The 14,296-nt window shown below is 50.3% G+C and carries 12 protein-coding genes; 7 read left to right on the plus strand and 5 right to left on the minus strand.

The window, feature by feature from the left end; translation table 11 throughout:
* The first annotated feature begins 62 nt into the window (after positions 1-62).
* Positions 63-2,252 carry a YgiQ family radical SAM protein gene (locus L1285_RS10650; RefSeq protein WP_235412313.1) on the plus strand — a complete coding sequence of 730 codons (2,190 nt, stop codon included), beginning with the start codon at positions 63-65 and terminating at the stop codon, positions 2,250-2,252.
* Positions 2,253-2,296: 44 nt separating this feature from the next.
* On the opposite strand, the gene L1285_RS10655 is transcribed toward L1285_RS10650, so the two are convergent.
* The 3 genes from L1285_RS10655 to coaBC all read right to left on the minus strand — a co-directional run bounded on the left by L1285_RS10655 (position 2,297) and on the right by coaBC (position 7,129).
* A complete protein-coding gene (locus tag L1285_RS10655) occupies positions 2,297-5,056 on the minus strand; it encodes an alpha/beta hydrolase family protein (protein ID WP_235412314.1) in 2,760 nt (919 codons plus the stop codon).
* A gap of 126 nt (positions 5,057-5,182) precedes the next feature.
* Positions 5,183-5,773, minus strand: a complete 591-nt coding sequence (slmA, locus tag L1285_RS10660) for a nucleoid occlusion factor SlmA (protein ID WP_010383685.1) — start codon at positions 5,771-5,773, stop codon at positions 5,183-5,185.
* Between the two features lie 156 nt (positions 5,774-5,929).
* Complete coding sequence (gene coaBC, locus L1285_RS10665; protein WP_046004820.1) at positions 5,930-7,129, minus strand: bifunctional phosphopantothenoylcysteine decarboxylase/phosphopantothenate--cysteine ligase CoaBC; 1,200 nt, start codon at positions 7,127-7,129, stop codon at positions 5,930-5,932.
* Between the two features lie 130 nt (positions 7,130-7,259).
* Here coaBC and radC point away from each other — a divergent pair, with 130 nt between their 5' ends.
* From radC to rpmG, 3 genes are all read left to right on the plus strand, one after another.
* Entirely contained in the window at positions 7,260-7,934 is a 675-nt protein-coding gene (gene radC, locus L1285_RS10670) for a RadC family protein (protein WP_235412315.1), read from the plus strand.
* 278 nt (positions 7,935-8,212) lie between these two features.
* On the plus strand, positions 8,213-8,449 hold the full coding sequence (rpmB, locus tag L1285_RS10675; RefSeq protein ID WP_010383680.1) for a 50S ribosomal protein L28: 237 nt from the start codon (positions 8,213-8,215) through the stop codon (positions 8,447-8,449).
* Between the two features lie 12 nt (positions 8,450-8,461).
* The gene (gene rpmG / locus L1285_RS10680) at positions 8,462-8,617 is read left to right on the plus strand and encodes a 50S ribosomal protein L33 (RefSeq protein WP_005493124.1); all 156 of its coding nucleotides are present in this window, start codon (positions 8,462-8,464) and stop codon (positions 8,615-8,617) included.
* Between the two features lie 368 nt (positions 8,618-8,985).
* On the opposite strand, the gene L1285_RS10685 is transcribed toward rpmG, so the two are convergent.
* Positions 8,986-9,723, minus strand: coding sequence for a helix-turn-helix transcriptional regulator (locus L1285_RS10685; RefSeq protein WP_235412316.1), 738 nt, complete (start codon positions 9,721-9,723; stop codon positions 8,986-8,988).
* 287 nt (positions 9,724-10,010) lie between these two features.
* Between L1285_RS10685 and L1285_RS10690 the strand changes: the two genes are divergently transcribed.
* Entirely contained in the window at positions 10,011-10,943 is a 933-nt protein-coding gene (locus tag L1285_RS10690; protein WP_235412317.1) for an NADP-dependent oxidoreductase, read from the plus strand.
* A gap of 41 nt (positions 10,944-10,984) precedes the next feature.
* Positions 10,985-11,887, plus strand: a complete 903-nt coding sequence (locus tag L1285_RS10695) for a DMT family transporter (RefSeq protein ID WP_235412318.1) — start codon at positions 10,985-10,987, stop codon at positions 11,885-11,887.
* Between the two features lie 54 nt (positions 11,888-11,941).
* On the opposite strand, the gene L1285_RS10700 is transcribed toward L1285_RS10695, so the two are convergent.
* A complete protein-coding gene (locus tag L1285_RS10700) occupies positions 11,942-12,862 on the minus strand; it encodes a manganese-dependent inorganic pyrophosphatase (RefSeq protein ID WP_125784319.1) in 921 nt (306 codons plus the stop codon).
* A gap of 228 nt (positions 12,863-13,090) precedes the next feature.
* On the opposite strand from L1285_RS10700, the gene L1285_RS10705 reads away from it, so the two are divergent.
* Positions 13,091-14,284: a cation:proton antiporter domain-containing protein gene (locus L1285_RS10705; RefSeq protein ID WP_235412319.1), complete on the plus strand. Its 1,194-nt coding sequence runs from the start codon at positions 13,091-13,093 to the stop codon at positions 14,282-14,284.
* Positions 14,285-14,296 lie beyond the last annotated feature (12 nt).

The following is a 14,296-nucleotide window of genomic DNA, read 5'->3' on the forward strand; positions in this document are numbered from 1 at the left end:
GCTGGGAAGCCATCACGCTTTTTAGTATAATCCGCTTCTTTTTTCAGCATTGAGCCGTCATCATGAATGCGTTACAGGCCGAGCGCCCGCTTTTTTCTTATCCCAAGTATTGGGCCGAATGTTATGGTCCTGCCCCTTTTTTACCGACCAGTCGCGCCGAAATGGATGCGCTGGGCTGGGATAGCTGCGACATCATCATAGTCACGGGAGATGCGTATGTCGACCACCCCAGCTTTGGGATGGCAGTCATAGGCCGGGTGTTAGAGGCGCAAGGTTTTCGAGTTGGGATCATCGCACAGCCTGACTGGTCGAGCAAAGACGCCTTTATGAGCCTGGGTAAGCCGAACCTGTTTTTCGGCGTGACGGCCGGCAATATGGATTCCATGATCAACCGCTACACCGCGGAAAAACGCATTCGTCACGATGACGCCTATACGCCGGGTAATGTGGGTGGTAAGCGCCCGGATCGCGCCGTGGTGGTGTATAGCCAGCGTTGTCGTGAGGCCTATAAAGAGGTGCCACTGGTGATCGGTGGTATTGAAGCCAGCTTACGTCGTATTGCACATTATGATTACTGGCAGGAAAAAGTACGTCGCAGCATCATTTTCGATGCCAAAGCAGACTTGCTGATTTACGGTAATGCCGAACGCCCGTTGGTTGAAGTGGCGCACCGTATCGCCAATGGCGAGTCCATTGATACCATACAGGATGTGCGCGGCACCGCCGTGATCCGTAAGGAGCCGTTACCAGAATGGCGCGGCAGCGATTCAACCGCCATAGATAAAATTGGCAGAATTGATCCTATCCCTAATCCTTATGGGGCCGACGATGTTGGCTGTAGTAAGTCGGAGTTTGTACAGGCTGAGCAGGCACAGGATGCAACTCAGGCCCAGCCTATTGTGGTGCAACCCCCAAAACTGAAACCCTGGGAAAAAGTCTATGTGAAGCTGCCGGCTTACGAGCAGGTGAGTGTAAACAAACCTTTGTATGCCCATGCGTCACGGATTCTGCATCAGGAAACCAACCCGGGCTGTGCGCGAGCGCTGTTTCAGCGTCATGGCGATCGTAGCGTATGGGTGAACCCTCCCGCCTTTCCGCTGGAAACCGATGAGATGGACGAAGTTTTTGGTTTGCCTTATCAGCGTGTGCCGCACCCCAGCTATGGCAATGAAAAAATCCCCGCCTATGACATGATCAAAACATCCGTGAACATCATGCGGGGCTGTTTTGGCGGGTGCAGCTTCTGCTCAATCACAGAGCACGAAGGGCGCATTATTCAGAGCCGCTCTGAGCAGTCGATCATTGATGAGATTGAACAGATCCGCGATAAGGTACCGGGGTTTACCGGGGTGATTTCAGACCTGGGCGGCCCGACGGCCAACATGTATAAGCTGCGCTGTAAGAGTAAAAAAGCAGAGAGTACCTGTCGCCGTCTGTCGTGCGTGTATCCGGATATTTGTAAGCATATGGACACAGATCATACGCCAACCATAGAGCTGTACCGCAAGGCGCGTGATGTCGAAGGGGTGAAAAAAATCCTGATTGCGTCTGGCGTGCGTTACGACCTGGCCATTGAAGATCCGCGCTATGTCAAAGAGTTGGTTACTCATCACGTTGGCGGTTATCTTAAGATTGCGCCCGAGCATACCGAGCAGGGGCCATTGTCTAAGATGATGAAGCCGGGCATGGGTACCTATGACAAATTCAAAGAGCTATTTGATAAATACTCCAAAGAAGCGGGCAAAAAGCAGTATCTGATCCCTTATTTCATCTCTGCGCATCCGGGCACCACGGATGAGGACATGGTCAATATGGCGCTGTGGCTTAAAGCCCATGACTTTAAGCTGGATCAGGTGCAGAACTTCTATCCGTCACCGATGGCCAACGCAACCACCATTTATCATACCGAGATGAATTCGCTGCGTAACATCAAAAACAACAAAGAAGTGGTTGCGGTCCCTAAGGGGGCCAAACAACGCCGTCTGCACAAAGCCATTTTGCGTTATCATGATCCGGCTGGCTGGCCGATGATCCGCGAAGCGCTGAAGAAAATGGGTAAGGCAAACCTGATTGGACGCGGGCCACAGTGCCTGGTGCCGGAAGCCGGGCGCAACGAAGGTAAGAGCACTACCCGACGTAAGCCGGGCAGCAAAGCGCTGACGCGTCACAGTGGCTTTGGCCAGTTTAATCAGGCCAATACCAAGCCCAGAGTAGGTAAGAATAAACCCGCAGGGCGCGCTGCTAAACGCTAGCGCGGAGCAAAGAAAAAGCCGCTGGATAGCGGCTTTTTTTGGGCTTAGTTTTCGGGCTCTTTACGATAAGGGATCCCGGACTTGATCCAGTTCGCAGCGGGTTTACCCATCAGGTAATGGTCAAAGTATTCCTTCATGCGAACAGAGTAATCCACCTGGTTCGGGAACTGTTTTAGATGATGCGGTTCGCCCTCGTACTGTAAGAAGATGGCATCTTTGTTGTGACGGCGCAGTGCAAGATAGTACTGGATCCCTTCTTGCCACGGTACCGCACCATCTTTATCACCAAACATCAACAGAATGGGTGTATTGACCTTGTCGGCATAGAATACCGGTGAGTTTTCAATATACAACTCAGGCGCTTCGGTGAGTGTTTTACCAATCCGGCTTTGTCCGGTCTCATACTGGAACTGACGTGCCAGACCCGATTTCAGGCGAATACCACTATAGGCCGAGGTCATATTAGATACGGGCGCACCGGATACCACGGCTTTGAACATATCGGTTTGGGTGACAGCAAAAGCACTTTGATAACCTGCCCAGGAGTGCCCCTGAAGGCCTATCTTATCCGGATCGGCAACGCCCAGGTCAATCAGCTTTTGTGCGGCATTAACCAGGGTTTGCGTTGATGAGCGCCCCGGGTAACCAATTTCAAAGCGAATGTCGGGCAGGAAAATGGCATAACCGTTCGAGGTAAACATTGGCAAATTCGGTCTGTGGTTCAGCACCATGTGCGGGAAATCATACATGCGCTGGCTCATATAGCGATAGAAATAGAAGATCACCGGCACCTTTTTACCTGGCTTATAGTTGGCAGGTTTGATCAGCACGCCCTGCAACGGCTCGCCATTGTATCCCTGATATTGCACCAGCTCGGGCTTTTGTCCCCAGGCAAAGGTGCTGAGCTGAGGGTTCAGGTTAGTGATCCGGTTGCGCTGGCTAAAGGCGCTGTCGGTTTGCCACAGATCCGGATACTCATGGTAGCTCTGTCTGGTAAACAGCAGGGTATCCGCCTGTTTGGCTTTTTCCAGCAAGCTGTATTTTGCTTCCCCTGAGGTCAGGGTGGTGAGCTTGCCCGTAGCCAGGTTGAGCCTGGCTATGTGTGTTTGCTTGTTTGCCAGGTTGTGTGCCGACAGGTACACCTGATCATCGGCGTCAAAACCAACAAAGTCTTTGTCCAGTTTGATCACCCGGTATTGTGTCTGGGTTTCTTTCCCTTGTGTCAGGCGTTTAGCCTGGGCGGTTTGGCTATCAAAGGCCCAGATATCAAATTTACTGTAGGCATACAGCGTGCTGCCATCGCGTTGCCAGCCCGCAAATCCGTATCCCGGATTCGGCTGGGGGTAATCGTGACGGTCATCAGCAAACAGTGCGTCGCGAACGGCCTGACTGACGGCTGTTTCTTTTTGTGCATGTAAATCTTTAAGCCACAGCTGATCGTTCAGGAAATAAGCGGCATGCTGACCCGTTGGCGACAGCGTGGGGCGATTCGGTGCTTCTTTAACGATAAAGCTGCGTGCACCCGTTGCAACCTGCACGGCATAGTAGTCGGCATAGAAGCCTTTATACATGATCTGATGCAGATAAGGCTGATCATTGCTGGCCAGCAGGAAGCGGGCTTCACGATTGAGGGTCAGATCCCGTGCCGTTTCGTCACTCAGCTGAGCCACACGTTCACTGCCTAAATGGTAGACCGCCTGATAGTCACGATCCCGGTTGGTTTTTTCCCAGGTATTGATCTCGCGTGGTTTGATCTGCGCATCGTTGTTATGCCAGACCTTCAGACCTGACTGGGCCATAATGGTATCCAGGTCGGTCAGCGATGGCTGATCCTGGTATTTTTTCTCGACGGGCTTAGGCGCAAGGCGCGGACGGTTCTCAAAATACAGTCGCTCACCTTGTTCTGACCAGCTTAGTGTTGCAGATTTAGCGCTATACCAGCCCTGTGGTTGTGCCACATCGGTGAAGCGGTCTACTTTGGCATCCCATAAACGTACCTGGTAGTCGCGGCGGCGTGTATCGCTATTGACATAATTGCCCTGCGTAAAGGCCACCAGTGAGGAATAGGGGTGCCAGGCGATAGTGGATAGGGTCACGCCAGGCTCGTCTATTAATACGCTGAGCTGAGACCGGCTCAGATCAAAATACTGAATTTGGTTGTCGGCGCCATCTTCGCTCTGCGTGCTCATCAGTACGCCATATTCCGCCGGGCTCAGTGCGTAACGGCCAACCTGTTCAAACTTGTGTTGTTGGTCAGAGGTTAAGTCTACAATGACCAGTGGATATGCTTTGTCTTTTTTATCGGCTGGAATGGCAGCGTCTGCCTTGTTTTCGGCTTTGTCTGATTTACTGGCTTCAACATCCTGGCGATAGGTCAGCCAGCGACCATCGTCGCTGAGTTGGTAATCCTTGACGGCCTCAAAGGTGCGCTGTTCACCCGTTTGTGTATTCACCAAAACCAGAGCGCGCTTGAGCTCTTTACGGGCTTTTTTGTCTGTGGTTTCTGATGTCAGCAGGCTAGGCACCTGAGTAAAGGCGGCCCAGTTGGCTGCCCGGTTGAGCTGGGCTTTGGTGCCGCGCTCTACACTGGCTATCAATTTCTGGGTGATGAGGTTATACAGCTGGCCCGTGCTGTCTCCCCGGTAAGGCTGCGCACTCAGGGCAACAAAGCGTCCGTCTTCTGACAGGACCCGACCCTGGGCATATTTAAAGTCAAATACATCGTTAAATTCCAGGCTGGGTTTAGCGGCGAGGGCGGATGTGCAAAACAGGGCGGCCGTGAGTAAAGATTTGGCAAACGTCATAATATGTTTCTTGTTCGATAGGAGTTGTAACTTTGTAACACTTTTATCTGAGAGACTAAACTGTACTGCGTTGGGTATTAGGAAAAACTGGATAAAATCAGGCGGAGCGGGTCCGCCTGCTTGTTGCTAGGCCAGCCAGATACGCTGTAGCTCTTGCCAGTGGCTGGCGAAGTTGGCCGCCGGCTTGGCTTTAAAGTCGCTGCGTACAAACTGGTTCATTTTACCTTCAACATACGCGAGGAAAAAGTTTGCTAAAGCGGCTTCATCACTGGCAAAGGTCTTACCTTCACGCAGTTTGCGCTCTCGCAGCACTTGTTTAAACTGGGTTTCGAGTTTCTCAAACAGACCCTGTACACGCTCGCGCAGTCGCTCCTGCTCACCCTGTAGTGCATCACCGGTCAGGATGCGGGTGATCCCTGGATTCTTTTCCGAGAAGGTCAGTAACAGCATCAGAATATTGTAGATACGGCTTTGCGTTTCTTTTTCGTTTTCCAGGATCAAATTGATGCGCGACAGCAAGGTATCTTCTATAAACTCAATCAGGCCTTCGAACATCCGTGCCTTACTGGGAAAGTGGCGATACAGTGCGGCTTCAGAGACGCCTACTTCAGTTGCCAGCTTGGCGGTGGTAATACGCTGCCCTGGACTGGTTTCAAGCATCTGCGCAAGGGATTGAAGTATTTGCTCTTTGCGATTACTGCGTTTAGTCGCTGGCATGAGGTTTCCTTTATCATTATCATTATTTTAGTAGGAGTGGGCTCCATACTGGCTGGTCGTTATGCTCACCTGAACGACTAACTGCGGAGCCCAAAACTCAATTATTTGGCCATGTTAATGCTTTATTCAGCTTCTTTCCAGTCTTTTAACATGAACTTAATTAAGTTTACCGGCAATTGCTTTAACGACAGTAAGCGCTAACTCTGACTTGCTTGCCAGGGGTAAAGATTGTTGCGCATTGTCCCAAAATAGGGTCAGCGCGTTATCATTAGCATTAAAGCCTATCCCAGCCTGACTGACATCGTTGGCGCAGATCATATCTAACCCTTTGTTTTTCAATTTGCCTTGCGCATATTGCGCGACATCCTGGGTTTCAGCGGCAAACCCCACTGTGTAAGGGCGCTGCGCGGTCAGTGCGGCAACGTCGGCGATGATATCCGGGTTTTTCACCAGCGTCAGGGTCATCTCATCGCCCTGCTTTTTGATTTTTTGTTCGGCGATGTCTGCGGCGCGGTAATCCGCCACGGCCGCGCAGCCTATGAACACATCTGAATTAGGCGCTAATTTCATGGCTGCCTGATGCATATCGAGCGCACTGCTCACCGCATGTACTTCACAACCTGGTGGTGGCGTGAGCGTGACCGGGCCGGAGATCAAATGAACATGAGCGCCCAATGCAAGCGCAGCTTCTGCCAGTGCGTAACCCATTTTTCCTGAGCTGTGGTTACTGATATAGCGCACCGGATCGAGTGCTTCGCGCGTGGGGCCCGCAGTGATAGTGACGGTTTTACCCGCCAGCAGCGGGGCTTCGGGTGTCAGTGCATCCAGTGCCAGCGCGACCAGCTCATGCGGCTCCAACATGCGGCCTTTACCCACATCGCCACAAGCCTGCTCGCCCTGACCGGGTCCCCAGACAGCCACTTCTCGGTTTGCCAGTGTGCTGAGGTTGGCCTGAGTTGCCGGGTGTGCATACATTTGCTGATTCATGGCCGGTGCTATGGCCACTTTGGCCGGCGTTGCCAGCAATAAGGTAGTAAGCAGATCGTCGGCAATACCTGCGGCCATCTTGGCGATGATATTGCTACTGGCCGGAGCCACTAAAACCAGGTCAGCCCACTTTGCCAGCTCGATATGGCCCATGGCGGCTTCGGCAGCCGGGTCGAGCAGAGAGTCAGCAACGGGCTCGCCCGATACTGCCTGCATGGTCAATGGGGTAATAAATTGCTTAGCCGATTCAGTCATCACCACTTTGACTTCACAATGTTGCTCTTTTAACCGTCGTACCAGTTCGGCACATTTATAGGCGGCGATCCCACCGCTGATCCCTAGAAGAATACGCTTGTGTGTTTGGCTCATGCTCGGCCCCTGCAAATAAAAACTAGCGCTAAGATAGCATAGCCTACCCCGGGTTTTGAATTATTCTGCCCGGTGACTACACTCAGAGAATCACAGTGAAGTGATGAATACCCACAAGGAGGATGCAAACATGCAACTATTGGCCATGCCCAAAGCGCAGCGCCCGAGAGAGCGCCTGTTAACCAGTGGCGCCAGTGCGCTCAGTGATGCCGAACTACTGGCTATTTTTTTACGTACCGGGGTGGCAGGTATGAATGCCATAGAGCTGGCTCAGTCGCTGATTGAGCAAAGTGGCTCGTTACAGGCTTTGATGAATGTGTCGTGCGGCGAGTTTTGTCAGTTCAAAGGGGTGGGTGAAGCCAAGTACGTGCAGTTACAGGCGGTACTGGAGCTGAGCCGCCGCTATTTGCTGGAAGACATGGTGCGCGATGCGCAGTTTGGCTCGCCTCAGGCGGTCAGTGACTATCTAAAAATTCAGCTTAAGGGATTGCACCATGAGGTGTTTATGGCGCTGTTTTTAGATAACCAGAATCGCCTGATCCGAGATGAGGTGCTGTTTTCGGGCACTATTAATGCCGCCAGTGTGTATCCCAGAGAAGTGGTAAAAGCGGCACTAAAATACAATGCGGCCGCCGTGATCTTTGCCCACAACCATCCTTCGGGGGTGGCTGAACCCAGTGAAGCAGACAAGCTGATCACCAATAAATTGCAGCGCGCCCTCGCATTGGTAGATATTCAGGTACTTGATCACTTAATTGTGGCGGGGAGTTGTTGCCTTTCATTTGCCCAAAGGGGGCTGTTGTAGCAGGGGATTGGCCCAGATATGGCGTGTTTCAGGGCGCTTTCCTAGCATAAATTAAAAATAGTTTAATTTAAATGCAGTTTTTACTTTCCTAAGCGGCCATGGATCATTATAATTGGCCGCTATCAAATTTACCCATGAGCTGATTAGGATATCATCAGATCCTTGAACTCTGCCTGTAAATACTGTATAAAGAGCGCCCTTTGATTTTACCCAGGGCAAGCAGTTTGAAGGCCTAAGGGGAAGTTAAGCTCGAGCGAAGTTATTGGAGATATATAGACATGTCTAAAGTCTGTCAAGTTACAGGTAAGCGCCCGGTTGTTGGTAACAACCGTTCACACGCGCGCAACGCAACTAAGCGTCGTTTCCTACCTAACCTGCAAACACACCGTTTCTGGGTTGAAAGCGAAAAGCGCTTTGTTACTCTACGCACTACTACTAAAGGTATGCGTATCATCGATAAAAAAGGCATCGACGCGGTATTGACTGATATCCGTGCTCGCGGCGAAAAAGTATAAGGAGCTTAAATCATGCGTGATAAGATCCGTCTAGTTTCTACTGCTGGTACTGGTTATTTCTACACTACCGACAAGAACAAGCGTAACATGCCTGAAAAAATGGAGATCAAAAAGTACGATCCTAAAGTACGTAAGCACGTGATCTTCAAAGAAGCGAAAATCAAGTAATTCGCTTTTAGATTCGAAAAACCCGGCTCAGGCCGGGTTTTTTATTGCCTGCGTTTAGCCTGTTTTAGCATTCTGCCAAGTCTGAGCTGCTTTTTTGGTGTCTAATCACACTATGCAGATGGTGCTTACCCTGTTTTAACGTTTATCCATATATCTGTCGCGACATAACCGAGCATGATGACATGATCATGCGCGCTTATTTGCCAACATGCCCAGCGAGACCACAGATCTGCACAGCCGAATATAGTCGCTTCTTCATCGTTCGGCTTCTTCATCGTTCGGATCGCGGGCAGGTATCGTGCTAAAAACTAGCGTTTTATTCAGAGGTTATGACTAAGAGGCCGGGCTATTACTGGGGGCATTTCAAGCTACTGAATAATACCAAAGTGCATGGCTTTGGCGATGGCCTGAGTACGGTTAATCACATTGAGCTTGGTAAATATATTCGATAAATGAAACTTGATGGTGCGCTCAGATATACTGAGGATCTGCGCAATATCGCCGTTGGCTTTGCCTTCCTTTGCCCATTTTAATACTTCAAGCTCGCGAGCGGATAATTGTGGCATTCCCATTTTGCGTCGGGTATTTTCACCATCGCGTGAAAATAACTCATGAAAATGTGGCGCAATATATGAGAGGAGCTGTTCACCATCTTGATCTGGCATAGCTTGTGTCGCAATCGACAACAAGGTAGAGCCACTGTGATTATTGACCACAACTGACAGGCCGTGACTGCCCACATATTTCTGAGACAGCAGCTGAAAGTCACTGGAATAAGGCTGTTTGGCAGGTGAGAGTTGAAAGGCGCTTTGCCAGTCAATGACCCGGCTGCTGTGTGAGGCTGCGTTAAGGACCGGATCTTGTTGATAGAACTTGCGCTGAAAGTAGAGTTGTTGCCACTCACTATTTAAATTGTAGGTAAATAGTTGCGAGGGACTGGTAAGTTGAAACTGCTCATGTATATCAATGGCTAAAATGGCGCTTTTGATGGGAATAATTTTATCCAGTTTATTAAACAGCAGATGGACTGAATGATGGTCATTATCTGATTTTACGCAGTGGTCAATAAAATCCAGTGTCTGGAACAGCTTATCCTTGTTAATCATAGCAATGAAGCACAGTTATTTTCCATTATGAGTAACGATATTATTATGGGGACATGGTTAGTCAAGTGTTTATTTTTGAAGCCTAATTTCTCTCAATATAGTAGTGCGAAAAAAGGAGGGAGTATGGCGCCTCTTTAGTTTGGTTTGCTTTGGCGCAAATAGGACCCTTTAACTGGCTTATCAAGCATCTTTGCGCCATGACCTGACCACCTGTACAGGTGTAAAACCGGGTAAAGATACTAGCATAGCAGGGGTTAAAGCACGCTAACTAATCAGGAGTAAAAACAATGAACAGTACAACAATGCAGGCCCTTCGAATTCATACCTATGGCAATCGGCAGGTATTGCTTGAAGAGCAAGTGCCATTACCCCATGTCGCTGAAGATGATGTCTTAATTGAGGTGGTCTGTACCAGTGTTAATCCGGTTGACTGGAAAGTGCGGGAGGGCTGGTTAGCAGCAGAGGGGCTGCATCAATTGCCTTTGATCTTGGGCTGGGATGTGGCTGGCAGGGTCGTGCAAATGGGTAAGCAGGTGAGTGGCTTACAGATTGGCAGCCCCGTTTATGCCTTTGGCGATTTGAGCAGGGACGGGGCTTATGCGCAATACATCAGCGTGAATGCCGCGCTGGTGGCAAAAAAACCGCGCTCTTTGAGTTTTGCCGAGGCTGCCTCAGTGCCGCTGACTGCGCTTACGGCCTGGCAGGCAATGCATCAGCTGGCAGAGATTGGGCCGGGTACAGAGGTCCTGATCCATGGTGCCAGTGGCGGAGTTGGTAGTTTTGCTGTGCAATTTGCAAAGCGCCAGGGGGCGCGCGTGAGTGCGGTTGCATCGGCCGCCAATCATGATTATCTGCGCGCGCTGGGCGCAGATCAGGTGGCAGACTATCGCACCCCGGATTATCTGAAAGCGTTGGGACAGTTTGATGTGGTGTTTGATGTTGTCGATAACGATACGCCGGGGATTTATGATGCGCTAAACGCATCCGGCCTGTACATTTCAACGCTGAAGACGCACGCGTTACCCAGCCGATATCGCTTCGCCCATGAACGGGTATTGGTCATGCCAGATGGTGATCAGCTTGCACACATCGGCACCTTAATTGACAGTGGCGCGATTAAACTTCCCGAGATTGTTGAAATGCCCTTTGCTCAAATCGCACAAGCCCATGCTCGCTCAGAAACGGAGCATGTCCGGGGCAAGATTGTTATTCGAATATAATAAGCCTGGTTGGGTACTCCAACCAATAAAAGGAGTGTTTGATGAAGTCTATAATGATGTTGATAGCGTGCGGATTGCTATGGGGATCCCAGTATATCTTCAACGCCATTGCGCTGGAAAGTATCCCGGCACTGTGGATAGCCGCGTTGCGTTCTGGTATCGGTGCGCTGGTACTGATTGTTGCCTGTTATTTTCTGGGTTTAAAGCGTGAACCCGGACACTGGCGTTTGTTGATTGTCATTGGCTTGCTGGAAGCCACTTTACCATTTCTGCTCGTGGCCTGGGGGCAGCAAACAACGGCAGCTGCGCATGCCGCGGTCATTACTGGCATGAATCCTCTGCTGACGATTTTACTTGCCCCCTTATTGCTCAAAGACAGTGAGTTCAGCGTTAAAGGGGTTGTGTGTGGCCTGATTGGATTTGGCGGCTTGTTGTATTTATTTTTACCCCAGCTGCAAACGCAATCGACCTCTCAGTTTGTGGGCGCTGCGGCAATTTTTATTGCGGCGCTGAGCTTTGCCCTGAGTCTAATCCTGGTCAGAAAGCTTGCACATCTGCACCCTGTGGTTGTGGCCCGTGATGTGATTGCGATTTCTGCTGTGCAGTTACTGCCCCTGGCTGTGTTATTTTCGCCACTGGATGTGGCACAGATCAAACTAGAAGCAGTACTCGCCAGTAGTTACCTCGGGGTGTTCTGTGGTGGAGTCGTGTATATCTTGTTTATGCAGCTGATCATGAGCAAAGGGCCGGCTTTTGCCTCATTCAGTAATTATCTGGTGCCAACCGTGGGGGTGCTATTATCTTATCTCATCAGCGATCAGGTATTTGACGCGCGGCTCCCGGTTAGCCTGGGCATCATCATGTGTGCCATTTTTGTTTACCAGTATCAGGGTAGACGCGGCAGTACAAAAGGCAGTGTATCGTCTGCCTTGCAGAGCAGCTAAAAACAAAAAAGCCCTGACAGGATCAGGGCTTTTTTTGAAGTTTATCAGCCAGGTTTATGCGAATGCATCTTGCAGTGGCGGAACAACCTGCTTTTTACGGCTTAGTACGCCATCCAGCCATACTCGGCTATTTTCAGGGGTAACCTGATAGGCTTTTGCGACAATGCTCTCGTCGTCAGAAGCGATCAGCATTTGTGAGCCTTCTTGCATGATGTCGGTGAGCAGCAGCAACACTGAGTGGCGACCACCTTCTTCTTTCAGCTTAGCAATGTCGGCTTCCAAGTCGGCTTTGATGTCGTCGAATACAGACAGGTCGATCACTTCCAGCTGGCCGATACCAACCAGATTGCCGTTCATGTTGAAGTCTTTAAAGTCACGCATTACCAGGTCGCGTGCCGGTGTGCCTTCAACCGCGGATTTGACTTTGAACATTTCCATGCCCAGCGCTTTAAAGTCTTCGATGCCTGCAATTTCAGCCAGCGCTTCTACACATTTAATGTCTGCTGTGGTGCAAGTTGGTGATTTGAAGATCACCGTATCGCTCAGGATGGCGCACATCATCAGGCCTGCAATCCCTTGTGGGATTTCTACACCGTAAAAATCGTACATCATTTTGATGATGGTATTGCTACACCCTACCGGACGGATCCAACACTCAAGCGGCGTTGAGGTAGTCAGGTCGCCCAGTTTGTGGTGGTCAACCACGCCAACAACAGTGGCTTCGTCGATGTCGTCTGGCGCTTGTGTTTTCTCTGTATGGTCAACGATATAGACTTCTTCACCGGCATAGCTAAGCTTGAGCTCCGGGGCTTCAAAGCCAAAGCGCTCCAGAATAAACTGGGTCTCGGGAGAAACATCGCCCAAACGTGTTGGAATTGCTTCTTCACCGATCTGGTTCTTCAGGTAAGCCAGTGCAATTGCACCACAAATTGAATCTGAGTCTGGGATCTTGTGTCCCACTACATACATTGCCATTGACGGTTCTCCAAAAAAATTTGTCGCCATTCTAGCAAAAATTAACCACAAGAAAACAGCATAAGCTGGGCTAATCGCAGCTTTTTCATGTGCCGTATCGCATCGGCTTGCGCTCTGGGTTGTTATCCCGAAGACAACTGCAAGCTATCCGGGTATTTCCTTTGCTCTGTTAATACTGCAAGCGTAGTATAAAGCGGTCTTTATTTAACTTAGCCAAGGAGGCGTTAAGTGGAAAAAATCTATTTGGTGCTGGCCTGGCTTGGGCTTGCCATTTTTTTATATTCTATTGCCATTCGTCAGCTGCAGCGGGCGGAATTTACCGGGCCGATGTGGTTTGTGCTGTTTGGATGTGCTCTGGGCTGGTATTTTCAGGATTCACTGGCGCTAAGGTTGGAGACGCTGCGCGAGTTTTTGCCGCTGGTAGAATTGATCCTGGCCATTTTTTTGTTCTCTGATGCGGCAAAAACCCGTCTCAGAGTGCTGCTGCACTCCTATCAACTGCCGTTGTTACTGTTACTTGCGCTGCCCTTAACCATGGGGTTTGCAGCTCTTGGGGCACATGCGCTGTTGGCTTTGCCCTGGCTGAGCTGTTTTATTCTGGCGATTATGCTGACACCCACCGATGCGGCCTTATGTCAGAGCTTTATTCAGCAAAAGCAGGTACCGGCTAAGCTTCGCGAGGCCATTAATGTGGAAAGTGGCCTGAACGATGGTTTATGTGTGCCGGTTTTTCTGTTTTTACTCAGCTGCAGCCTGTATACCCAACAGCCTGCGCAGCGCTCTCTGGGGGCGCTTTTTTTGCGGGAGGTCGGCCTTGCACTGATTGTTGCATTGGTGTTAACTGTTGCTGCCATTTACCTGATAAAGTTGACTTATCGTCATCACTTTTTTGCCGCCAAGAGCAGTCCGTTTTTATTTATCGGGATTGCCATTGCGGTGTTTTCCGTTACGCAATTAGCTGGCGGCAGCGGCTTTATCGCGGTGTTTATCAGTGGCTTGTTGTTTGACTATGGTTTTCGCGACGCCCTGAAGGACAAACTCATCGAAGAAAGTGAGCAGATTGCCGAGCTGGCGGCGTATATTCTGTGGGTGATCTTCGGGATCAGCACCAGTGTGCTGCTGTTCACAACATTTGACTGGCTGGTTTGGGCCTATGCCCTGCTGGCAGTGGCTGTGTTCCGCTTCTTTCCGGTGATTTTACTGTTACTGGGCACCCGGCTAAATTGGTATGAACGAGTGGTGCTGGCCTGGTTTGGGCCAAAAGGACTGGCGTCGGTGGTGTTAAGTCTGATGCTGCTGGGCTCTGAGCTGCCACATAGCCTGCTGATCACTAAGATCACGGCAGCCACAGTCTTACTGAGTATCTTTATCTTTGGGGTGAGTGGTCATCTGGCTGGTGCTTTTTTGATGAAAAAACAATAGTGCAATAACACA

Origin of the sequence: Pseudoalteromonas sp. DL2-H2.2 (genome assembly GCF_021532535.1) — a bacterium.
GTDB lineage: Bacteria > Pseudomonadota > Gammaproteobacteria > Enterobacterales > Alteromonadaceae > Pseudoalteromonas > Pseudoalteromonas rubra_A.